This is a genomic window from Mycobacterium ulcerans subsp. shinshuense (assembly GCF_002355775.1).
Classification (GTDB): Bacteria; Actinomycetota; Actinomycetes; order Mycobacteriales; family Mycobacteriaceae; genus Mycobacterium; species Mycobacterium marinum.
On record NZ_AP017624.1, the window covers coordinates 4,309,394 to 4,332,921 of the forward strand.

At 62.2% G+C, this 23,528-nt stretch carries 16 protein-coding genes, 3 rRNA genes and 1 pseudogene; 7 read left to right on the forward strand and 13 right to left on the reverse strand.

The window, feature by feature from the left end; all coding sequences use genetic code 11:
* Positions 1-46 precede the first annotated feature (46 nt).
* Entirely contained in the window at positions 47-961 is a 915-nt protein-coding gene (locus SHTP_RS19240; RefSeq protein WP_096371472.1) for a tetratricopeptide repeat protein, read from the reverse strand.
* Between the two features lie 177 nt (positions 962-1,138).
* Positions 1,139-2,320, reverse strand: coding sequence for an acetyl-CoA C-acetyltransferase (locus tag SHTP_RS19245; RefSeq protein ID WP_015356688.1), 1,182 nt, complete (start codon positions 2,318-2,320; stop codon positions 1,139-1,141).
* Between the two features lie 82 nt (positions 2,321-2,402).
* Between SHTP_RS19245 and mce the strand changes: the two genes are divergently transcribed.
* Entirely contained in the window at positions 2,403-2,870 is a 468-nt protein-coding gene (gene mce, locus SHTP_RS19250; protein ID WP_096371473.1) for a methylmalonyl-CoA epimerase, read from the forward strand.
* On the opposite strand, the gene SHTP_RS19255 is transcribed toward mce, so the two are convergent.
* Both SHTP_RS19255 and nucS read right to left on the reverse strand, forming a co-directional pair.
* Positions 2,867-3,160: an Rv1322 family protein gene (locus tag SHTP_RS19255; protein WP_081652186.1), complete on the reverse strand. Its 294-nt coding sequence runs from the start codon at positions 3,158-3,160 to the stop codon at positions 2,867-2,869. The genes mce and SHTP_RS19255 overlap by 4 nt on opposite strands.
* 22 nt (positions 3,161-3,182) lie before the next feature.
* The gene (gene nucS, locus SHTP_RS19260; protein ID WP_096372557.1) at positions 3,183-3,854 is read right to left on the reverse strand and encodes an endonuclease NucS; all 672 of its coding nucleotides are present in this window, start codon (positions 3,852-3,854) and stop codon (positions 3,183-3,185) included.
* A gap of 45 nt (positions 3,855-3,899) precedes the next feature.
* Here nucS and SHTP_RS19265 point away from each other — a divergent pair, with 45 nt between their 5' ends.
* The 5 genes and pseudogenes from SHTP_RS19265 to SHTP_RS19285 all read left to right on the forward strand — a co-directional run bounded on the left by SHTP_RS19265 (position 3,900) and on the right by SHTP_RS19285 (position 11,099).
* Positions 3,900-5,552: an adenylate/guanylate cyclase domain-containing protein gene (locus SHTP_RS19265; protein ID WP_096371474.1), complete on the forward strand. Its 1,653-nt coding sequence runs from the start codon at positions 3,900-3,902 to the stop codon at positions 5,550-5,552.
* A 144-nt stretch (positions 5,553-5,696) separates the two neighbouring features.
* A pseudogene (locus SHTP_RS19270) lies at positions 5,697-7,264 on the forward strand (adenylate/guanylate cyclase domain-containing protein).
* 130 nt (positions 7,265-7,394) lie between these two features.
* Positions 7,395-9,014: an adenylate/guanylate cyclase domain-containing protein gene (locus SHTP_RS19275; protein WP_096371475.1), complete on the forward strand. Its 1,620-nt coding sequence runs from the start codon at positions 7,395-7,397 to the stop codon at positions 9,012-9,014.
* 82 nt (positions 9,015-9,096) lie between these two features.
* Positions 9,097-10,584, forward strand: a complete 1,488-nt coding sequence (locus SHTP_RS19280; RefSeq protein ID WP_096371476.1) for a DNA-3-methyladenine glycosylase 2 family protein — start codon at positions 9,097-9,099, stop codon at positions 10,582-10,584.
* Positions 10,581-11,099, forward strand: coding sequence for a methylated-DNA--[protein]-cysteine S-methyltransferase (locus SHTP_RS19285; RefSeq protein ID WP_096371477.1), 519 nt, complete (start codon positions 10,581-10,583; stop codon positions 11,097-11,099). Before SHTP_RS19280 ends, SHTP_RS19285 begins: the two co-directional genes overlap by 4 nt.
* Before the next feature lie 42 nt (positions 11,100-11,141).
* On the opposite strand, the gene rrf is transcribed toward SHTP_RS19285, so the two are convergent.
* The 4 genes from rrf to murA form a co-directional block, all read right to left on the reverse strand.
* A 5S ribosomal RNA gene (rrf, locus tag SHTP_RS19290) occupies positions 11,142-11,255 on the reverse strand.
* 91 nt (positions 11,256-11,346) lie between these two features.
* Positions 11,347-14,451 (reverse strand): 23S ribosomal RNA (locus SHTP_RS19295).
* Between the two features lie 275 nt (positions 14,452-14,726).
* A 16S ribosomal RNA gene (locus tag SHTP_RS19300) occupies positions 14,727-16,257 on the reverse strand.
* Together the 16S, 23S and 5S rRNA genes form the textbook arrangement of a ribosomal RNA operon.
* Before the next feature lie 290 nt (positions 16,258-16,547).
* Positions 16,548-17,801 carry a UDP-N-acetylglucosamine 1-carboxyvinyltransferase gene (gene murA, locus SHTP_RS19305; RefSeq protein ID WP_096371478.1) on the reverse strand — a complete coding sequence of 418 codons (1,254 nt, stop codon included), beginning with the start codon at positions 17,799-17,801 and terminating at the stop codon, positions 16,548-16,550.
* Between the two features lie 70 nt (positions 17,802-17,871).
* Here murA and SHTP_RS19310 point away from each other — a divergent pair, with 70 nt between their 5' ends.
* A complete protein-coding gene (locus SHTP_RS19310) occupies positions 17,872-18,465 on the forward strand; it encodes a cob(I)yrinic acid a,c-diamide adenosyltransferase (RefSeq protein ID WP_096372558.1) in 594 nt (197 codons plus the stop codon).
* 90 nt (positions 18,466-18,555) lie between these two features.
* Here the strand turns inward: SHTP_RS19310 and SHTP_RS19315 are convergent, their stop codons facing one another.
* Genes SHTP_RS19315 through atpA form a run of 5 tightly spaced genes read right to left on the reverse strand, consistent with a single transcriptional unit; the run spans position 18,556 to position 23,471 of the window.
* Positions 18,556-18,999, reverse strand: a complete 444-nt coding sequence (locus tag SHTP_RS19315) for a DUF2550 domain-containing protein (protein WP_011741622.1) — start codon at positions 18,997-18,999, stop codon at positions 18,556-18,558.
* A 7-nt stretch (positions 19,000-19,006) separates the two neighbouring features.
* Entirely contained in the window at positions 19,007-19,372 is a 366-nt protein-coding gene (locus tag SHTP_RS19320; protein ID WP_096371479.1) for a F0F1 ATP synthase subunit epsilon, read from the reverse strand.
* 36 nt (positions 19,373-19,408) lie between these two features.
* Complete coding sequence (atpD, locus tag SHTP_RS19325) at positions 19,409-20,860, reverse strand: F0F1 ATP synthase subunit beta (protein WP_096372559.1); 1,452 nt, start codon at positions 20,858-20,860, stop codon at positions 19,409-19,411.
* A 28-nt stretch (positions 20,861-20,888) separates the two neighbouring features.
* Positions 20,889-21,803 (reverse strand): F0F1 ATP synthase subunit gamma, encoded by a 915-nt coding sequence (locus tag SHTP_RS19330; protein ID WP_096371480.1) that lies wholly within the window; start codon positions 21,801-21,803, stop codon positions 20,889-20,891.
* Between the two features lie 18 nt (positions 21,804-21,821).
* Positions 21,822-23,471, reverse strand: coding sequence for a F0F1 ATP synthase subunit alpha (gene atpA, locus SHTP_RS19335; protein WP_096371481.1), 1,650 nt, complete (start codon positions 23,469-23,471; stop codon positions 21,822-21,824).
* Between the last annotated feature and the right edge of the window lie 57 nt (positions 23,472-23,528).

The following is a 23,528-nucleotide window of genomic DNA, read 5'->3' on the forward strand; positions in this document are numbered from 1 at the left end:
ACCGCCACCCGCCCGGCATCAGCGGGGCGGTTGATGCTGCCGGCCGTCAGTAGAGCGCACTGGCCAGGCTGCGCCGGCCCGCGATCACCTCGGGGTCGGCAGGGTCAAAGAGCTCGAACAGCTCGATCAGCCGAGTGCGCACCCTGGTGCGTTCGTCACCGGAGGTGCGTCGTACCAACGCAACCAGACGTTCGAATGCCCCGGTGACGTCCTGACTGAGGACTTGCACGTCGGCGGCCGCAAACGCCGCATCGACATCATCCGGAGCGGCGTCGGCAACAAGGACGGCATCGGGCCGCTGAGCGGTTGCCCGCGAAAGGAAGTCGATCTGACGAATGGCCGCCTTCGCTTCGACGCTGTTTGGATTGGCGTCCAGCACCGCCTGATACGACCCTCTTGCGGCGTCGAAGTCGCCTTCCTCGAGTTCCGCGCGGGCCTGGGCCACAGTTGGATCGACTTCCTCGGCATCCTCCGAACCCGCTACACCGCTTAGCTTTCCGTCGGTCGCCGACAGCAGAGAATCCATCCAGAGGCGCAGTTGCTCGGCAGGCTGGGGCCCCTGAAAGCTCGAAATCGGCTGCGCCGCAGCCAAAGCCACCACCGTTGGCACCGCTTGCACACCGAATATCTGAGCGACTCGAGGCACCACGTCGACGTTGACCGTGGCAAGCCGCCACTTGCCCATATCGGCGGCGGCAAGGCCGGACAGCGTGTCCACCAGTTCGACGCACACATCGCTGCGCGGTGACCACAGCACCACCACAACGGGCACTTCGTCGGACCGGCCAATCACCTCGTCTTCGAAGTTGGCCTCGGTGACCTCAACCACACCAGGCTGATCCGCGGGCGCCTTGCCGGAAGCGCCGCCTGCCGCGGTGTCTTGTTGGGCTCGTTGCTTGAGACCGGAAAGATCGACCGCACCTGCCAAGGCCGGCCCGATCGGAGGTCGGGGACGCGTCACGTGATCAAGTCTGTCACGCCGCGTCGGCTACCGATCCACCCGGTCGCGGCGGTCTCACGACTGGCCAATTGAGTGCCCTGAATACGCCCACGGCGCCTGGGTCGCGGAATTATGACCAATCTCACACCACCCCTTGCCGGCTCGCATCCAGCAACCTCGGCGAGCCCTCGGGAGGGCCTATCCGGCGCGCAGAATCAGGGCGTCGCCCTGCCCTCCGCCGCCACACAGCGCGGCGACCCCGTAGCCCGAACCGCGCCGTGCCAGCTCCAGCGCAACGTGCAGCGTGATGCGGGCCCCCGACATACCGATCGGGTGCCCGAAGGCGATCGCACCACCGTTGACGTTGACGATCTCCGGATCGAGTCCAAGTTCCTTGGTCGAGGCCAAGGCAACGGCGGCGAATGCCTCGTTGATCTCCACCACATCGAGCTGGTCGGCCGTGATGCCCTCTTTGTCCAGGGCCTTCTTGATCGCGTTCGCCGGCTGCGACTGCAGCGTCGAGTCCGGGCCCGCCGCCACGCCGTGCGCACCGATCTCGACCAGCCAAGTCAGCCCCAATTCCTGGGCCTTTTCCTTGCTCATCACCACGACCGCGGCCGCACCGTCGGAAATCTGCGATGATGAGCCTGCGGTGACGGTGCCGTCCTTGCGAAACGCCGGCTTGAGGCCCGCCAGGGAATCGGCGGTGGTGTTGGCCCGGATTCCTTCGTCTTCGCTGAACTGCAGCGGATCGCCCTTGCGCTGAGGCACACTCACCGGCACCACTTCATCGGCGAAGACGCCATCTTTCCAGGCAGCTGCCGCTTTTTGATGCGACGCGGCCGAGTATTCGTCTTGCTGGCGCCGGGTGAAACCGTCCACGTCGTTGCGTTGCTCGGTGAGAGCGCCCATGGGCTGATCGGTGAAGGCGTCGTGCAGTCCGTCGTAGGCCATGTGGTCCAGCACGGTGACATCGCCGTATTTGTAGCCGGGCCTGCTATCCATCAGCAGATGAGGCGCCTTGGTCATGGATTCCTGACCACCGGCGACCACCACTTCGAACTCCCCGGCCCGAATGAGCTGGTCAGCCAGCGCGATGGCGTCGATGCCGGACAGACACATCTTGTTGATCGTCAGCGCGGGTACGTCCCAGCCGATGCCCGCCGCGACCGCGGCCTGCCGCGCGGGCATCTGTCCCGCGCCCGCCGTGAGCACCTGGCCCATGATCACGTACTCGACCAGTGAGGCCGGCACATTCCCCTTCTCCAAGGCTGCCTTGATGGCGATCGCGCCCAGGTCGCTCGCGCTGAAATCCTTCAGCGAACCCATCAACCGACCGATCGGTGTCCGGGCCCCAGCAACGATCACCGACGTCGTCATGACTACCTCCTAAGCGCAACGGAACGGCCGATCCGGCCAACCCGAAGAAGCAGATTCTCCGCTATGAGGTTACCGTTGTGTTATGACGACCGATCAAGTTGACGCCCGTCAGATTCTGGAAACCTCACTGGTGACCGGGCTCGATCACGTCGGCATCGCCGTCGCCGATCTAGATGCGGCCATCGAGTGGTACCACGACCACTTGGGGCTGATTCTAGTCCACGAGGAAGTCAACGACGACCAGGGAATCCGTGAGGCGATGCTGGCGGTGCCCAGCGCCCCCGAGACGTCCCAAATCCAGTTGATGGCGCCGATCGACGAGTCGTCAGTGATCGCGAAGTTCCTGCAGAAGCGGGGTCCGGGCATCCAGCAGTTCGCCTGCCGGGTACGCAATCTCGAGAAACTGAGCGAGCAGCTGCGGGCTCAGGGCATCCGTTTGGTCTACGAGACCCCTCGACGGGGCACCGCGGATTCGCGGATCAACTTCATCCACCCGAAGGACGCGGGTGGCGTCCTCATCGAACTGGTGGAGCCGGCCCGCAGGGTCTAAGACCACTTACGCGTCGGACTGCGAGTTGCGCGGCTTGCCCAGCACGACGTGTGCCAGTGCCTCCGGTCGTCCGCCGCTCCCGGTAGCTCAATCGGCCATACCACCACATGTGCAGTGCCCGAACGGATTTCGTGGTCGCACCCCGGACACCGATAGGTCTTGACGGCGCGGGCCGCCGCAATTGGGCGCACTTCGTAGTCGTAGCCGTCCGGCCCTGCCTCCACCCGGCGCAACATCGGTGAGAAGGACATCGGCCGCTGCCGGCGTGGGGATCCGCGGCGCCGAGCCATCCGGCCAGTCTAATCGCGGCGCTCAGAACAGCCGGTACTCGTCACTGTCCATCCCACGCATCTTGTCGTAATCCAATGTCACACAACGGATACCCCGGTCGGTGGCCAGAGTGCGGGCCTGTGGCTTGATCTGTTGAGCCGCGAACACGCCTTTCACCGGTGCCAGCACGCTGTCACGGTTGAGCAACTCGAGATAGCGGGTGAGCTGCTCCACACCGTCGATTTCACCGCGGCGCTTGATCTCCACCGCAACCGCTCCTCCGCTTTCATCGCGGCACAACAGGTCCACCGGCCCGATCGCGGTCATGTACTCCCGCCGGACCAGCGTGTACCCCTCCCCCAGCAGCTGAACATGCTCGGCGAGCAGCACCTGCAGGTGGGCCTCCACACCGTCCTTCACCAATCCGGGATCGACCCCCAGCTCGTGGCTGGAGTCGTGCTCGATTTCTTCGACGGAGATGCGCAGCTGTTCGCCACCTTTGTTGGTCACCACCCACACCGGTGAGTCGCCGCCGGGCTCTTCGGTCAACCAGCAGGGCGGACTCATCCAGTTCAACGGCTTATAGGCACGGTCGTCGGCATGCACGCTGACCGAACCATCGGCCTTGAACAACAGCAACCTGCGCGCGGACGGCAGATGTGCGGTGAGGCAGCCAACGTAGTCGACGGTGCATTGAGCAATGACTAGACGCACCCGAATCACCTTAGAGCGTGCCCGACAAATTAGGCTGACGCCACCATGCCGTCGACGAAGACCGCCGAGACGGGCAGCAAGAAAGGCGCCAAGAGTGGCGCCAAGAAGGGCGTTGCGCAGCGCCTGGGGCGGGTGCTCGAAAAGGTGACCCGTCAAAGCGGGCGGCTGCCGGAGACACCGGCGTACGGCTCATGGCTGCTCGGTCGGGTCTCGGAGAGCCAACAACGCCGACCGATACGCATCCAAACGATCCTGACGGTCATGGTCGTGGTCGCGAATCTGCTCGGGATCGCGGTGTCCATCCTGCTGGTGACCGGCGCAATCCCATCACCGAGCGTTTTCACCGAAGCACCGTGGTGGATCACGTTCGTGGTGGTGCCGTCCTACATCGTGGTTGCGCTGGCGCTGGGAACGTATTGGATCACCCGACGGACGGTGCTTGCCCTGCGATGGGCGATCGAGGAACGCCAGCCGACGCCGGAGGACGAGCGCAACACATTCCTGGCCGCGTGGCGAGTGGCCGTCGTCGACCTGATTCTGTGGGGATCCGGAGCGGTCCTGCTGACGACTCTGTATGGCATGGCCAACACCATGTTCATCCCACGGTTTCTGTTCGCCGTGACATTCTGCGGGGTGCTGGTCGCCACCGGCAGCTATCTGCTCACCGAGTTTGCCTTGCGTCCGGTCGCGGCTCAGGCGTTGGCGGCGGGGCCGCCGCCACGGCGATTGTCCTCGGGCATCATGGGCCGAACCATGATGGTGTGGCTGCTTGGTTCGGGAGTTCCGGTGGTCGGCATCGCCCTGGTAGCCATCTTCCAGATTGCGTTGCGCAACCTGTCGGAGACCCAGTTCGCGGTCGGGGTACTCATCGTGTCGATGGCAACGCTGATCTTCGGTTTCATCCTGATGTGGATCATGTCGTGGCTGACCGCGACACCGGTGCGCGTGGTCCGCGCGGCCCTCAATCGGGTGGCCAACGGCGACCTGCGGGGAGACCTGGTGGTCTTCGACGGGACAGAGCTCGGCGAGCTACAACGCAGTTTCAACACGATGGTCGACGGCCTGCGCGAGCGTGAACGAGTGCGCGACCTGTTTGGCCGCCACGTCGGGCGCGAGGTGGCGATCGCCGCCGAACGGGAACGGCCCAAACTCGGCGGCGAAGAACGCCACGTCGCCGTGGTCTTCATCGACATCGTCGGCTCCACCAAATTGGTCACCAGCCAGCCGCCGGCCGATGTCGTCGCGCTGCTCAACCGGTTTTTCGCCGTGGTCGTCGACGAGGTGGATCGCCATCGCGGGCTGGTCAACAAATTCGAGGGCGACGCATCGCTGGCGATCTTCGGAGCGCCCAACCACCTCGAGCGACCCGAGGATCAGGCCCTGGCCGCGGCGCGAACCATCGCCGCACGGCTGGCCAGCGAAATACCCGAATGCCAGGCGGGCATCGGCGTGGCGGCAGGACAGGTGGTGGCCGGCAACGTCGGTTCCAAGGAGCGCTTCGAGTACACGGTGATCGGCGAACCCGTCAACGAGGCCGCCCGCCTGTGCGAGCTCGCCAAAGACCACCCGGGCCGGTTGCTGGCGTCAGGGGCCGCACTCGACGGCGCCAGCCACGACGAACGTGCGCGCTGGTCTGTCGGCAAGACCGTGACACTACGCGGCCACGACCAACCCACCCGCCTGGCCGCACCCATCTGAAACCCATGGCGCTGGCATCCCACGCCACTTCCCGACAGGGATCCCATCAGCTCGAATGTGCTGACTGGCCAGCGGAACGCGACACACGGCGTCGGGATCATCTTCGGCCGGATACCTCGCTCAAGGAATTAGGCTGGCGCCACCATGGTGTCCACAACAGCAGTGGGGCAGCGCTTACGCCGAGTATTCGTGCAGATAATCGACCAAGGTGACCAACTAACCGAGCCGCCCGCTTACGGCTCCTGGTTACTGGGGCAGGTGTTGGAAAGACCAGCGTCATCGTATTCGCGAATTTGGTCGGAATTGGCGTCGTCCTGTTGATAGCGATCGTCGCCATTCCGGCACCGAACGTGTTCACCGACGCACCGTGGTGGGTCACGTTCGTGGTGGCGCCAGCCTACATCGTGGTTGCGCTGGTGCTGGGGACGTATTGGATTACCCGACGAACCGTTCAGACGCTGCGCTGGGCGCTCGAGGAACGTCCGCCCAGCCACGCTGATGCGCGCAGCACTTTCCGAGTGCCGCGGCAAGTCGCGCTCGCCACCGCCACCTTGTGGGGCGTCGGGGCGGTGGCGTCGACGATCCTCTACGACCTGGCCAACCCGTTGTTCATCCCGCGCTTTCTCTTCACGGTGAGCATTTGCGGGGTTCTCGTCGCCACCGGCGCCTATCTGCTCACCGAGTTCGCACTGCGTCCGGTCGCGGCGCAGGCGCTGGAGGCGGCCCCACCGCCGCAACGCTTCGCACCGGGAATCATGGGCCGAACGATGATGGTGTGGCTGCTCGGATCGGGCGGGCCTCTCGTCGGCATCAACCTGATGGCGATCTCCGAGTTGGTGAAGGGGAGCCTGACCAAGGTCCAGTTCGCTATCGGTGTAGTCATCGTGTCGATGGCAACGCTGATCTTCGGTTTCATCCTGATGTGGATCATGTCGTGGCTGACCACTACACCGGTGCGCGTGGTCCGTGCGGCCCTCAATCGGGTGGCCAACGGCGACCTGCAGCGGGATCTGGTGGTCTTCGACGGGACAGAGCTCGGCGAGCTGCAACGCGGTTTCAACACGATGGTCGACGGCCTGCGCGAGCGTGAACGAGTGCGCGACCTGTTTGGCCGCCACGTCGGGCGCGAGGTGGCGATCGCCGCCGAACGGGAACGGCCCAAACTCGGCGGCGAAGAACGCCACGTCGCCGTGGTTTTCATCGATATCGTCCGCTCCACCAAGTTGGTCACCAGCCAGCCGCCGGCCGATGTCGTCGCGCTGCTCAACCGGTTTTTCGCCGTGGTCGTCGACGAGGTGGATCGCCATCGCGGGCTGGTCAACAAGTTCGCCGGTGACGCATCGCTGGCGATCTTCGGAGCGCCCAACCACCTCGAGCGACCCGAGGATCAGGCCCTGGCCGCGGCGCGAACCATCGCCGCACGGCTGGCCAGCGAAGTACCCGAATGCCAGGCGGGCATCGGCGTGGCGGCAGGACAGGTGGTGGCCGGCAACGTCGGTTCCAAGGAGCGCTTCGAGTACACGGTGATCGGCGAACCCGTCAACGAGGCCGCCCGCCTGTGCGAGCTCGCCAAAGACCACCCGGGCCGGTTGCTGGCGTCAGGGGCCGCACTCGACGGCGCCAGCCACGACGAACGTGCGCGCTGGTCTGTCGGCAAGACCGTGACACTACGCGGCCACGACCAACCCACCCGCCTGGCCGCACCCATCTGAAACCTGGCCGCGCTGGGAGTCCAGTTCCATACGACCACCCCGACTCCCTGTCCACACCGAGACGGACCCGGCGATGTGGCGAATAAATTCCGGCCTCAAACAGCCGTCAAGGAACTAGGCTTGCGCCACCATGGTCGCCACAAACACGGTAGTCCAGCGCTTGCGTCGAGCGTTGGAGAAGATTACCCAGCAGAGCGACCAGCTAACAGAAAACTATGCGTACGGCTCCCGGCTGCTCGGACAGTTGACGGAGACTCCACAACGCCGGCGAGTCCGCATCCAACTCATGCTGACCTCATCCATCATGGCCGCGAACCTGGTCGCGATAGGTGTCGCGTTGCTGCTGGTGTTCGTGGCCATCCCAGAGCCCAACGTCATTACCGAGGCGCCGAGATGGCTCACCTTCGGCGTCGGAGCCGGATATGACGTGACGGCATTTGTGGTCGGAAGCTTCTGGATTACCTCCAACACCGTTCGGGCCCTGCGTTGGTACATCGAGGGCCGCCCGCCCAACCGCGCCGAGAGTCGTGAAACCTTCCTGGTTCCGTCCCGAATCGCGGCTGTCCACCTGTTCTTGTGGGGACTGGGGACGTTGTTGTTCACCACCCTCTACGGCCTGATCGACATCCGCTTTATCCCGAAATATCTCTTCTCGGTCAGCTTTTGCGGAATCTTGGTGGCCACCGGCAGCTACCTACTCACCGAGTTCGCCTTGCGGCCGCTGACCGCTCAAGCTCTTGAAACAGGCCCCCCACCCCGACGGATCGTCTCGGGCATCATGGGGCGAACCATCCTGATCTGGCTGCTCGGTTCGGGCGTGCCGGTCGTGGGCATCGCTTTACTGGCGGTGTTCGAAATCGCGTTGTTGCACCTCAGCGAGGTGGAATTCGCCGTGGGCGTATTGATTGCGTCCAGTGCAACCCTGGTCTTCGGGTTGTTGCTGATCGCGATCTCGGCGTGGCTGACGGCTACCCCGGTACGGGTCGTGCGCGCCGCACTCAAGCGCGTCGAACGAGGGGACCTACGGGGAGATGTTGTGGTCTTCGATGGCAGCGAACTCGGCGAGCTGCAGAGCGGCTTCAACTCCATGGTCGAGGGGCTGCGTGAGCGCGAACGCGTCCGCGACCTTTTCGGCCGCCACGTCGGACGCGAAGTTGCCGCGGCCGCGGAACGAAAGCCGCCGCAGCTGGGCGGCGAAGAGCGTTATGTTGCGGTTGTTTTCGTCGATATCATCGGCTCGACACAACTGGTGAGCAACCGGCCGGCCACAGACGTGGTGCAGTTGCTCAACCGATTTTTCGCGGTGATCGTCGATGAGGTGGAGCGTCACCGCGGCCTGGTCAACAAATTCGAAGGTGACGCCTCCCTGGCTATCTTCGGTGCGCCAAATCCACTCGAGTGCCCCGAAGTCGCGGCATTGAGCGCCGCACGGGCCATCGCCGGGCGACTCTGCACCGAGGCGCCGGAGTGCCGGGCGGGCATCGGCGTGGCCGCAGGACAAGTGGTCGCCGGCAATGTCGGCGCCAATGAGCGGTTCGAATACACCGTGATCGGTGGACCGGTGAACGAGGCGGCCCAGCTGTGTGAACTGGCCAAATCGTATTCCGCCCGCCTAGTGGCATCCTCGGAAACGGTAGCCGGCGCGACCGAAACCGAACGTGCCCATTGGAATTTGGCGGAGACGGTGACACTTCGCGGCCGCGACCGGCCGACCCGCCTGGCCATCCCCGCCAGCAGCCCACGCCCATAGCCGTCGCCGGAGACCGCTGTCAGCTCACTTTGATGTCGTTTTTCCGCCAGTCATGACGCTGCGCAGGTGTAATCCTCTAAGGGTGCACGAAGACTTCGAACGCTGCTATCGGGCTGTCCAATCCAAGGACGCCCGGTTTGACGACTGGTTCGTGACCGCGGTGCTGACCACCCGGATCTACTGCCGGCCGAGTTGCCCCGTTCGCCCACCGTTCGCCCGCAACGTGCGGTTTCTTCCAACAGCCGCGGCAGCTCAACGTGAGGGCTTCCGGGCCTGCAAACGTTGCCGCCCTGACGCGTCACCGGTTTCGCCGGAATGGAACATGCGCGGCGACATCGTCGCCAGGGCGATGCGGTTGGTTGCCGACGGCACCGTGGACCGCGAAGGTGTCACCGGGCTTGCCGCGCGTCTGGGCTACACCACACGCCAGCTGGAACGCCTGCTGCAGGCTGAGGTCGGCGCCGGCCCCCTCCCGCTGGCCCGCGCCCAACGGATGCAGACCGCACGGGTGCTGATCGAGACCACCGATCTGCCCTTCGGCGACGTGGCGTTTGCGGCCGGGTTCTCCAGTATCCGGCAGTTCAATGACACCATCCGCCTGGTTTGCGACAGCACACCAACGGCGTTGCGTCGACACGCTGCCGCGCGGTTCGGCGCACCCGCCACCTCGCCGGGAACGGTATCCCTGCGCCTGCCGGTGCGAACCCCCTTTGCCTACCAGGGTGTCTTCGGCCACCTCGCCGCCGGGGCCGTGCCGGGTTGTGAGGAGGTCCGTGATGGTGCCTATCGACGCACGCTGCGACTGTCGTCCGGCAATGGCATCGTCACGCTGACACCCGCGCCCGACCACGTCCGGTGTCTACTGGTGCTCGACGATTTCCGCGACCTCGCGGCCGCCACGGCCAGATGGCGGCGCCTGCTCGATCTTGGTGCCGACCCGGAGGCTGTTGTAGAGGCCCTCAGTGGCGACCCCGCTCTGAGCCCGGTAGTGGCCACGGCACCTGGGCAGCGCATACCCCGCACCGTGGACGAGGCAGAACTCGCCGTGCGCGCCGTGCTCGCACAACAGGTGTCGACCAAGGCTGCGCGTACCCACGCGGCCCGCCTGGTCACCGCCTACGGCCGACCCATCCACGATCAAGGCGGTACCTTGACTCATACCTTCCCGTCGGTGCAGGACCTGGCCGAAATCGACCCAATCCATCTGGCCGTCCCCAAGACCCGACAGCGCACCTTGAGCATGATGGTCGACGCCATCGCCGACCGAAGGGTGAACCTGGACGCCGGATGCGACTGGACTCGGGCGCGAGAGCAGCTGCTCGATATTCCCGGAGTCGGCCCGTGGACCGCGGAAGTCATTGCCATGCGCGGGCTGGGCGACCCGGACGCGTTTCCGGTCGCAGACCTTGGCGTCCGGCTGGCCGCGAAACAGTTGGGCCTGCCCCAGCGTCAACCGGATCTACTGGACCGCAGTGCGCGCTGGCGTCCCTGGCGTTCGTATGCAACCCAACACCTTTGGACCACACTCGAGCATTCGGTAAACGATTGGCCACCACGGGAGGTTGCATGACTCACTACCGCATCATTGATAGCCCAATAGGACCGCTGACCCTGGCCGGGCATGACGGCGTGTTGACCAATCTGCGGATGGTCGACCAGACCTACGAACCTAGCCGCGGCGGGTGGGAAGTTGATGATGAGGCGTTCGCCGATGCGGTGAGCCAGCTCGACGCCTATTTCGCTGGTGAGCGTTTCGACTTCGATCTGGCGTTAGACCTGCGTGGGACCGAGTTCCAGCGACGCGTCTGGCAGGCACTGCTGACAATTCCCTACGGCGAAACCCGTTCGTATGGCGAAATTGCGGAGCGGATTGGTGCGCGGGGTGCGGCTCGTGCGGTTGGGCTGGCCAATGGCCGTAATCCGGTAGCGGTGATTGTTCCGTGCCATCGTGTGATTGGTGCCAGTGGGGGGCTTACTGGCTATGGGGGTGGCCTTGATCGGAAGCAGGCGTTGTTGGAGTTGGAGAGGGCGTGTGTACCGGCGGATCTGACTGTGCGGGCGGATCTGACGTTATTCGATTGTTGACATGCAAAAACACCCCCAGAGTATGGGGGTGTTTTTGTGTATGTTCGGCGGTGTCCTACTTTTCCACCCGAGCTGGGCAGTATCATCGGCGTTGACAGGCTTAGCTTCCGGGTTCGGAATGGGACCGGGCGTTTCCCTGTCGCTGTGGCCGCCGTAACTCTATTTAAATTTGTGCTGATGGGGGGTGTGGTGTTCTTCGACAGTAATTGTCTAAGAACATGGATATGTGGTTGCGAGGCGTTTTTGTGTTGGTAAGTTTTCGGCCGGTTAGTGCCAGTTCCCTTCACACATTACTGTGCTTCCAGGTCTGACCTATCGAACCCGTGGTCTGCGGGGGGCCTTATCCCACCAAGTGGGTGAGAAACCTGATCTTGGAGAAGGTTTCCCGCTTAGATGCTTTCAGCGGTTATCCTTTCCGAACGTGGCTATCCAGCGGTGCCCCTGGTGGGACAACTGGTGTACCAGAGGTTCGTCCGTCCCGGTCCTCTCGTACTAGGGACAGGTTTCCTCAAGTTTCTGACGCGCGCGGCGGATAGAGACCGAACTGTCTCACGACGTTCTAAACCCAGCTCGCGTGCCGCTTTAATGGGCGAACAGCCCAACCCTTGGGACCTGCTCCAGCCCCAGGATGCGACGAGCCGACATCGAGGTGCCAAACCATCCCGTCGATATGGACTCTCGGGGAAGATCAGCCTGTTATCCCCGGGGTACCTTTTATCCGTTGAGCGACACCCCTTCCACTCAGAGGTGCCGGATCACTAGTCCCGACTTTCGTCCCTGCTTGACTTGTAGGTCTCGCAGTCAAGCTCCCTTGTGCACTTACACTCGTCACCTGATTGCCGTCCAGGTTGAGGGAACCTTTGGGCGCCTCCGTTACATTTTAGGAGGCAACCGCCCCAGTTAAACTACCCGCCAGGCACTGTCCGTGAACCCGGTTCAGGGTTCGACGTTAGGTGTCCAATACGATCAGAGTGGTATTTCAACAATGACTCCGCCCCAACTGGCGTTGGAGTTTCACAGTCTCCCACCTATCCTACACAAACCGAACCGAACACCAATACCAAGTTGTAGTGAAGGTCCCGGGGTCTTTTCGTCCTGCCGCGCGTAACGAGCATCTTTACTCGTAGTGCAATTTCGCCGAGTCTATGGTTGAGACAGTTGGGAAGTCGTTACGCCATTCGTGCAGGTCGGAACTTACCCGACAAGGAATTTCGCTACCTTAGGATGGTTATAGTTACCACCGCCGTTTACTGGGGCTTAAATTCTCCGCTTCACCCTTACGAATTAACGGGTCCTCTTAACCTTCCAGCACCGGGCAGGCGTCAGTCCGTATACATCGTCTTGCGACTTCGCACGGACCTGTGTTTTTAGTAAACAGTCGCTCCCCACTGGTTTCTGCGACCGAATCCCGCTCCCACCGCAAGGGTGTTCACGGTATTCCGGTCCCCCTTCTCCCGAAGTTACGGGGGCATTTTGCCGAGTTCCTTAACCATAGTTATCTCGTACGCCTTGGTATTCTCTACCGGACCACCTGTGTTGGTTTGGGGTACGGGCCGTGTGTGTGCTCGCTAGAGGCTTTTCTTGGCAGCAGAGGATGACCGAATTCGCCTCAATCGGCTATGCATCACCTCTCAGGATTAATGAGCGACGGATTTGCCTATCGCTCTCCCTACGGGCTTGCCCCAGTATTACCACTGACTGGTACGGCTGCCTTCCTGCGTCACCCCGTCGCTTGACTACTACCAACGAAGGTTCCACGCAGCCCCGGAACTCCACGCCCCCGAAGAGGAATGATCGATCCGGTTTTGGGTGGTTAGTACCGCTGATTCATCACGGGCGCGCACACACGGGTACGGGAATATCAACCCGTTGTCCATCGACTACGCCTGTCGGCCTCGCCTTAGGTCCCGACTCACCCTGGGCGGACTGGCCTGGCCCAGGAACCCTTGGTCTTTCGGCGGGCAAGGTTCTCACTTGCCTTATCGCTACTCATGCCTGCATTCTCACTCCCCCATCCTCCACCACCGGTTACCCGGCAGCTTCGCTGAATGAGGGACGCTCCCCTACCCAACCTTGCGGTTGTCGCGGCTTCGGCGGTGTGCTTGAGCCCCGCTACATTATCGGCGCACAATCACTTGACCAGTGAGCTATTACGCACTCTTTCAAGGGTGGCTGCTTCTAAGCCAACCTCCTGGTTGTCTCTGCGACTGCACATCCTTTTCCACTTAGCACACGCTTTGGGGCCTTAGCCGGCGATCTGGGCTGTTTCCCTCTCGACGCACGGAGCTTATCCCCCGCCGTCTCACTGCCACGCTTCACACCACGGCATTCGGAGTTTGGCTGACGTCAGTAACCTAGTAGGGCCCATCGGCCATCCAGTAGCTCTACCTCCGTGGTGAAACACGCAACGCTGCACCTAAATGCATTTCGGGGAGAACCAGCTATCACGGAGTTTGATTGGCCTTTCACCCCTACCCACAGCTCATCCCCTCAGTCTTCAACCTAAGTGGGTTCGGGCCTCCACGCGGTCTTACCCGCGCTTCACCCTGGCCATGGGTAGATCACTCCGCTTCGGGTCCAGAACATGCCACTACACCCCTTACGGGGATACGCCCTATTCAGACTCGCTTTCGCTGCGGCTACCCCACTCGGGTTAACCTCGCGACATGTCCCTGACTCGCAGGCTCATTCTTCAAAAGGCACGCCATCACCCCACGAGGAGGCTCTGACGGATTGTAGGCGCACGGTTTCAGGTACTCTTTCACTCCCCTCCCGGGGTACTTTTCACCATTCCCTCACGGTACTAATCCGCTATCGGTCATCGAGTAGTATTTAGGCTTACCGGGTGGTCCCGGCAGATTCACAGCAGATTCCACGGGCCCGCTGCTACTCGGGAGTTGATACTAGGCAGGTGCCGGGTTTTCACGTACCGGGCTCTCACCGTCTACGGCAGACCATCCCAGGCCATTTCCGTTAACTGCGACACTTTCTGACTGCCTCTCAGCCAGGTAGAGCTGAGACATATCATTCCCACAACCCCGCACACACAACCCCTACCCGGTTAAACATGCGTGCGGTTTAGCCATTCTCCGCGTTCGCTCGCCACTACTTACGGAATCACAATTGTTTTCTTTTCCTACGGGTACTGAGATGTTTCACTTCCCCGCGTTCCCCCCCGCACCCTATATATTCAGGTGCGGGTAACACGACATCACTCGTGCTGGGTTTCCCCATTCGGAAATCCTCGGATCCACGCTAGGTTGACAGCTCCCCGAGGCATATCGCAGCCTCCCACGTCCTTCATCGGCTGTCGATGCCAAGGCATCCACCATGCGCCCTTAGACACTTATAAACACAAAAACCAAAGAATAAAATTGCACAACAGAACACGCCACCAAAAGGCAGCGCATCCAATTGATGCTCGCAACCACTATCCAATTCTCAAACACCACACCCCACCACCAAGATGGTGGGACAACATCCCGAAACCAACAGAGATGTTGCCTCAGGACCCAATAGTGTGTCTGGCTTGCTTGTTGTTGTGCACCCGGCTTCCGTCCACTACAGACGAGAACCCCTCACGGCTTACACCCCACCAATTGGAGTGTTTCTCGTGGTGCTCCTTAGAAAGGAGGTGATCCAGCCGCACCTTCCGGTACGGCTACCTTGTTACGACTTCGTCCCAATCGCCGATCCCACCTTCGACAGCTCCCTCCCAAAGGGTTAGGCCACTGGCTTCGGGTGTTACCGACTTTCATGACGTGACGGGCGGTGTGTACAAGGCCCGGGAACGTATTCACCGCAGCGTTGCTGATCTGCGATTACTAGCGACTCCGACTTCACGGGGTCGAGTTGCAGACCCCGATCCGAACTGAGACCGGCCTTAAAGGATTCGCTTAACCTCGCGGCATCGCAGCCCTTTGCACCGGCCATTGTAGCATGTGTGAAGCCCTGGACATAAGGGGCATGATGACTTGACGTCATCCCCACCTTCCTCCGAGTTGACCCCGGCAGTCTCTCACGAGTCCCCACCATTACGTGCTGGCAACATGAGACAAGGGTTGCGCTCGTTGCGGGACTTAACCCAACATCTCACGACACGAGCTGACGACAGCCATGCACCACCTGCACACAGGCCACAAGGGAACGCCTATCTCTAGACGCGTCCTGTGCATGTCAAACCCAGGTAAGGTTCTTCGCGTTGCATCGAATTAATCCACATGCTCCGCCGCTTGTGCGGGCCCCCGTCAATTCCTTTGAGTTTTAGCCTTGCGGCCGTACTCCCCAGGCGGGGTACTTAATGCGTTAGCTACGGCACGGATCCCAAGGAAGGAAACCCACACCTAGTACCCACCGTTTACGGCGTGGACTACCAGGGTATCTAATCCTGTTCGCTCCCCACGCTTTCGCTCCTCAGCGTCAGTTACTGCCCAGAGACCCGCCTTCGCCACCGGTGTTCCTCCTGATATCTGCGCATTCCACCGCTACACCAGGAATTCCAGTCTCCCCTGCAGTACTCTAGTCTGCCCGTATCGCCCGCACGCTCACAGTTAAGCCGTGAGATTTCACGAACAACGCGACAAACCACCTACGAGCTCTTTACGCCCAGTAATTCCGGACAACGCTCGCACCCTACGTATTACCGCGGCTGCTGGCACGTAGTTGGCCGGTGCTTCTTCCCCACCTACCGTCAATCCGAGAAAACCCGAACCTTCGTCGATGGTGAAAGAGGTTTACAACCCGAAGGCCGTCATCCCCCACGCGGCGTCGCTGCATCAGGCTTGCGCCCATTGTGCAATATTCCCCACTGCTGCCTCCCGTAGGAGTCTGGGCCGTATCTCAGTCCCAGTGTGGCCGGACACCCTCTCAGGCCGGCTACCCGTCGTCGCCTTGGTAGGCCGTTACCCCACCAACAAGCTGATAGGCCGCGGGCCCATCCCACACCGCAAAAGCTTTCCACCACAGGACATGAATCCCGTGGTCCTATCCGGTATTAGACCCAGTTTCCCAGGCTTATCCCGAAGTGCAGGGCAGATCGCCCACGTGTTACTCACCCGTTCGCCACTCGAGTATCTCCGAAGAGACCTTTCCGTTCGACTTGCATGTGTTAAGCACGCCGCCAGCGTTCGTCCTGAGCCAGGATCAAACTCTCCAAACAAAAACCCCTCGATAACGAGGTGAATTCACAATCAGAGATACCTGACAAGACGCCAATCAACTGGCATCTAAAAAAACGACTACTCTCTCACACGGGGGTGATAAGGTGTAGTCAAAAAACAACAACAAAACATAACACCAAACACACTATTGAGTTCTCAAACAACATTTCTTACTTGCACTCGCCCCTCTTCGGGGCAACCCTGCCAGCTTAATACAGATCCGGCAGAAAAGTCAAACTCGGATTTTCGATCTTCTCAGTGAAGTCCGCGCCTTCGAGCTTGGCCTTGGCTACTGTACCCGCTCAATCTCCGCTCCCAAAATCCCCAGGTACTCGACGAAAAGTGGGTAGCCACGGTCGATGTGGAACACGTCGTGAACCTCGGTATCGCCGTCAGCGACCAAGCCCGCCAACACCAAACCGGCGCCGGCGCGGATGTCGGAACACCAGACTGGAGCGCTCGACAACTGAGGCAGACCACGCACCACGGCATGGTGTCCGTCGGTGCGGGCATCCGCTCCCAGCCTGATCATCTCTTCGACGAATCGGAACCTGGCCTCGAACACGTTCTCGGTGATCATCGACGTGCCGTCGGCGATCGACGCCAGTGCGATCGCCATTGGCTGCAAATCGGTCGGAAACCCCGGAAACGGCAAGGTCGCGACATTGACAGCCTTGGGCCGCTCGTACTGCACGATGCGAAAACTGTCGTCGGTCTGCGTAACGGTGGCACCGGCGTCGTACAACTTGTGCAAAACCAGCTGCAGATGCGATGGATCGATACCCGTCACGGTGATGTCGCCACGGGTCATCGCCGCAGCGATACCCCAGGTAGCGGCGACGATGCGGTCGCCAATCACGTGGTGCTCGGTCGGGTGTAACCGGGGAACGCTGGTAATCGTCATCGTCGGCGAGCCGGCACCCTCGATCTGCGCCCCCATCTGATTGAGCATCGTGCACAGGTCAACCACATCGGGCTCGCGCGCCGCATTGTGGATGGTCGTCACGCCCTCGGCGACCACCGCGGCCATCAAGATGTTCTCGGTAGCCCCGACCGAGGGGAATTCCAGCTGAATCTCCGCGCCGCGCAGGGTGTCTGCCTGGGCCACCACACACCCATGCTCGATATTGCACTGCGCGCCCAGTTGACGCAGGCCAGCCTGGTGCATGTCCAACGGCCGGGACCCGATCGCATCTCCGCCCGGCAGCGCAACCTTGGCCCGTTTACATCGTCCAACCAGGGGTCCGAGCACACATACGGAAGCCCGAAACTGCCGCACCGCCGCGAAGTCTGCGTCGTATTTCGGCTCGTCGGGCGAGGTAATGCGGGCCACATCTCCGTCGAGTTCGACGGTGGCGCCGAGCCCGCGCAACACCTCTGCCATCAGCGGCACATCGAGGATGTCGGGGCAGTTGGTGATTGTGCTGGTTCCCTCGGCCAGCAGCGTCGCTGCCATGAGCTTGAGCACACTGTTTTTAGCGCCCCCAACAGCGACTTCGCCTGACAACCGGTTCCCACCGGTGACCACGAATCGCTCCGCCACCCGCGTCAGTCTAGTGAAGCGCTATCAGCTTGTCAGTCAACCAGGTAAGTCATCCGGGTACCGTTTGATCATGGCGATCCATCTGACCCGTATCTACACCCGGACCGGCGACGACGGAACGACAGGATTGAGTGACTTCTCCAGGGTTTCCAAGAACGATCCGCGCCTGGTGGCCTACGCAGACTGTGACGAAGCCAACTCCACGATCGGCGTCGCAGTCGCGATGGGCAGCCCCGATCCACAACTCGCCGACGTGTTGCGGCAGCTCCAAAACGACTTGTTCGACGCCGGCGCGGACCTGTCTACACCGCTGAAACGCTCCCAAGACCAGCCAGAGCACGCTGCGCTGCGCATCACCGAGGCCTACATCGAACGGCTCGAGGGCTGGTGTGACAAATATAACGAGACCCTGCCCGCCTTGAATTCCTTTGTGCTGCCGGGTGGTTCGCCTTTGTCCGCACTGCTGCACGTCGCCCGGACAGTCGCACGGCGGGCCGAGAGGTCAGCCTGGGCCGCTGTCGAAGCGGACCCCGAAGGCGTCAGTGCGCTGCCCGCGAAATATCTGAACCGGCTCTCGGATCTGCTGTTTATTCTGGCGCGAGCCGCCAACCCGGACGGCGACGTGCTGTGGCGACCGGGCGGCAACAGGCCCAGCGCCGGATAGATCAGAAGCTAAGCGCTCCAACAGGAACTGCCGACCGGTGCGTCGAGCAGCCACTGTTCGGGCCGCTACTCACCGCGCGAACGAGAGCCGTCAGCGGCTCCGCTTTTGGGCACGAGGCGAAGGACGAGACTCGAGCCAAGACAGAAATGCGGTCAACGCACCCTGATCGAGCGCGAGTTCGGAGCCGGGTCTGCGGTCCTGGGTGCTGTCGCGCAGTTCGAGAACCACGATCTTGTCGGTCATGATGTCGTACTCGTCGCCGCGGGGTCCCCGCCGAGCGATGATCTCGACACCTCGTCGGCTGAGCCGCCGATCCGGCCATAAGCGCAAACTCGACAAGCGGTAGAACCGCGCCTCGCCGCCGCGGTAGCGGATGACGCCGTGACGCCACCCGTGTCCTCCGATAGCCGGGATATCACGCATTATCCCGGCGGTGCCGCCCTGGCGCAGCTTCCATAACCGGTAGCTCAGGGCAAGCACCGCCATACCCAACAGGACAACCAGCACGACCATGCCAACCATGGGCGCGCTCACCAGGCTGTTAGTCGATCGCGCCGACGGCGCGCAATCTAGCGCGACCCCTGGCGGCGGTACGGGGATCGTCGGATTCGGAGTCCTGCCTGGCCACAGCCTCATCGATCTCGGACTCGAACTCCGCGGATTCAGCCAGAATGATGACCCCGGCGTCGGTCACCGACATGAAGCCACCGTCCACTGCGATCCGCAGATCCTTGTCGCCATCGCGTTCAACGCGCACCATCGCGTCGTCGACCAACTGGGCCACCAACGGGATATGGTTCGGCAGAATTCCGATCTCACCGACGGTAGTGCGGGTGAAAAGAAACGTTCCCGCGCCCGACCAGATCTTCCGATCAACAGCAACGATCTCGACGTTCAATTCGGCCATGTCACACCACCTTTCGACTTAGCAGGAGACCAGCCACTACAGTTTGGCGCCGAGGCTCTCGACCTTCTTAGCCAAGTCGTCGAGCCCACCGATGAGGAAGAACGCCTGCTCGGGCACGTGGTCGAACTCGCCCTTGCACAACCGGTCAAACGCTTCGATGGTCTCCTTGACCGGCACCGTCGAACCCGGCCGACCAGTGAACTGCTCGGCCGCCATCATGTTCTGGGACAGGAACCGCTCGATCCGGCGGGCCCGGTTGACCAGCTGCTTGTCCTCTTCGGACAGCTCGTCGATACCCAGAATCGCGATGATGTCCTGAAGGTCCTTGTAGCGCTGCAGGATTCGGATGACTTCCTGCGCCACCCGATAGTGCTCGTCACCAACCACACCGGGGTCCAGGATGGTCGAGCTGGATGCCAGCGGGTCCACCGCGGGGAAGATGCCCTTGGAGAACACCGCACGCGAGAGCTCGGTGGTGGCGTCCAGGTGCGCGAACGTGGTGGCCGGCGCCGGGTCGGTGTAGTCGTCAGCGGGCACATAGACGGCCTGCATCGACGTAATCGAGCGTCCCCGCGTCGAAGTGATTCGCTCCTGCAGCTCGCCCATCTCGTCAGCCAGCGTGGGCTGGTACCCCACGGCTGACGGCATGCGGCCTAGCAGTGTGGACACCTCCGAGCCGGCCTGGGTGAACCGGAAGATGTTGTCGATGAACAGCAGCACGTCCTGGCCGGCCTCATCGCGGAACCACTCCGCCATGGTCAGCGCGGACAGCGCAACCCGCATACGGGTGCCGGGCGGCTCGTCCATCTGGCCGAACACCAGCGCGGTGTCCTTGAGCACGTTGGCTTCCTGGAGCTCGACCCACAGGTCGTTGCCCTCACGGGTGCGCTCCCCCACGCCGGCGAACACCGAAGTACCACCGAAGTTGCGGGCGATACGGTTGATCATCTCCTGGATCAGCACCGTCTTGCCCACGCCGGCACCACCGAACAGCGCGATCTTGCCACCACGCACATACGGAGTCAGCAGGTCGACGACCTTCAGGCCGGTCTCCAGCATCTCGGTGCGGGGCTCGAGGTCCTCGAAGGCCGGCGGCTTGCGGTGAATCGACCAGTGCTCGAAGTCTTCTCCGTAGCCGGGTTCGTCCAAGCAGTCCCCGAGCGCGTTGAAAACGTGCCCCTTGACGCTTTCACCAACCGGAACCGAGATCGGCCGCCCCGTGTCAGTGACCTCCGTACCACGGACCAGGCCGTCGGTGGGCTGCAACGAAATCGTGCGCACCAAGCTGTCGCCGAGGTGCTGCGCCACCTCCAACGTGAGGGTCTTCGCGAGCGACCCGAAGTCGATCTTTGCGTGCAGAGCGTTGAACAACTCGGGAACGGACCCGCGGGGGAACTCGACGTCGACGACGGGCCCGGTGACCCGCACCACGCGGCCGCTGGTCTCTGAACTTGCAGACTTGTCAGTCTTTTCGGCTGTAACAGTCATATCTTTCTTCGCTTCCTCGTGGGCCTGTCTAGCGAGCGTCCGCCAGCGCGTTTGCGCCACCGACGATTTCGCTAATCTCCTGGGTGATCTGGGCCTGGCGCTCCCGGTTTGCCATCAGTGTCAGCGCCTTGATCAGGTCGTCGGCGTTATCGGTCGCCGACTTCATCGCCCGCTGACGCGACGCTAGCTCCGACGCCGCGGATTCGAGCATTGCCGCATACACGCGGGTAGTCAGATACCTCGGCAAAAGAGACTCGAACAGCGTGGTCGCATCCGGTTCAAATGAGTACAGCGTCCGCGGGCCGGTTTCCTCGACATATTCCACGACTATGGGCGCCATCCGGCGGGCCTCCGTCGACTGCGACAACATCGATTTGAACTCGGTAAACACAATGTGCAGTTCGTCGACGCTCTGCTCGTTGTTGGTCTGCAGGTCCTCGCCTTCGCCAGCACCCAGCATGAACGCATCTACCAGGGTGGAAGCGATCTCCGCGGCGTTCTCGTACTTGGGCTGCTCGGAGAAACCCGTCCACGATTGGGCGATGTCCCAATTGCGGAAGGTGTAGTACGCCAACGCCTTGCGGCCCACAACATAGAGAACCGGTTGCTTGCCCTCGTCACGCAGCAGCGAGAAGAGCTCCTCGGACCGCCGGAAGACATTGGCGTTGTACGCACCGCAAAGACCGCGGTCAGACGACACCACCAAGACCCCCGCCCGCTTCGGCTGGGGATGCTCGACCAGCCACGGATGGTCCAGAGCGGCGTCGGCGGCCAAAGTGGTGAGCATCTGTGTGATCTGGTCGGCGTAAGGCCGGGCGGACTCGAGTCGAGCCTCCGCCCTGGCGATGCGCGACGTCGCGATCAGCTCCTGAGCCTTGGTGATCTTCTTGATCGATCCGGCCGAGCGGATCCGTCCACGCAGTTCGCGATGTGTGGCAGCCATCTCATATACCTACGTGTGCTATTTCTTCTTCTGCGGCGCGGGCTTCTTGACCTTCACCGATTCTTTGCCCAGATCTTCCTCATCCATGGCCTCGACATGCTCGTCGAGGACCACCGATTCACCAGTGGACGACGCGAAGCCCTTCTTGAAGTGGTTGATCACCTTGGTCAGGGCTTCCTCGGTCTCCTCAGTGAGCTTCTGTGTGTCGCGAATGGTGCTCAGCAGGTTCTCTTCGGAGGCCCGAATGTGATCCAGCAGTTCGGTTTCGAAGCGCCGGACGTCCTCGACGGGCACCGAGTCCAGGTGACCGCCGGTACCCAGGAAGATGGAGATGACCTGCTCTTCGACCGGCATCGGCTGGTACTGCGGCTGCTTGAGCAGCTCCACCAGCCGGGCGCCGCGGTCCAGCTGCGCCTTCGACGTGGCGTCCAGGTCGGAAGCGAAAGCGGCGAAGGCTTCCAGCTCACGGTACTGCGACAGATCCAGACGGAGGCTTCCCGCCACCTCTTTCATTGCCTTGATCTGGGCCGCACCACCGACGCGGGACACCGAGACACCGACGTTGATGGCCGGGCGAACGCCCTGGTTGAACAGGTCGGTCTCGAGGAAGCACTGGCCGTCGGTGATCGAAATGACGTTGGTGGGGATGTAGGCCGAAATGTCGTTGGCCTTGGTCTCGATGATCGGAAGACCGGTCAACGAGCCGCCACCGAGTTCGTCGGACAGCTTCGCGCAGCGCTCCAGGAGCCGCGAGTGCAGATAGAACACGTCGCCCGGATATGCCTCACGGCCAGGCGGACGGCGCAGCAGCAGCGAGATCGCCCGGTATGCCTCAGCCTGCTTGGTCAGGTCGTCGAAGACGATCAGGACGTGCTTACCGTCGTACATCCAGTGCTGAGCGACAGCCGAACCAGTGTATGGGGCAAGCCATTTGAAGCCGGCGGAGTCGGACGCGGGCGCCGCGACGATGGTCGTGTAGTCCATCGCGCCGCCCTCTTCCAGGGCGCGCCGCACCGAAGCGATCGTGGTGCCCTTCTGCCCGACGGCCACGTATACGCAGCGCACCTGCTTCTTGGGATCACCGGTCTCCCAGTTCTGGCGCTGGTTGAGGATGGTGTCGACGCAGACCGCGGTCTTGCCGGTCTTGCGGTCGCCGATGATCAGCTGGCGCTGACCGCGGCCGATCGGGGTCATGGCGTCGATCGCCTTGATACCGGTCTGCAGCGGCTCCTTGACGCTTTGACGCTGGACCACCGACGGCGCCTGCAGCTCGAGGGCGCGCCGCGTCTCGGCCTCGATGTCTCCGCGGCCATCGATCGGCTGACCGAGCGGGTTGATCACCCGGCCCAAGAACGCGTCGCCGACGGGAACCGACAAGACTTCGCCGGTGCGCTTGACCTGCTGGCCTTCTTCGATGTTTTCGAAGTTACCCAGGATCACCGCGCCAACACTGTGTTCGTCGAGGTTGAGGGCCACGCCGAGCACACCGCCGGGGAACTCGAGCAGCTCCTGAGTCATCACGGACGGTAAACCTTCGACGTGCGCGATACCGTCCCCGACGTCGACAACGGTGCCGACTTCCTCCCGGGAGGTATCCGAGGTGAAGGAGCCTACGTACTCTTCGATCGCGCTCTGAATGTCATTAGCGGAGATTGTCAACTCGGCCATGGCTGCTGTCTTCCTACTTTTGGGTTGTGCTGGCTAGTTCGTGTTCAATCGGGCTTC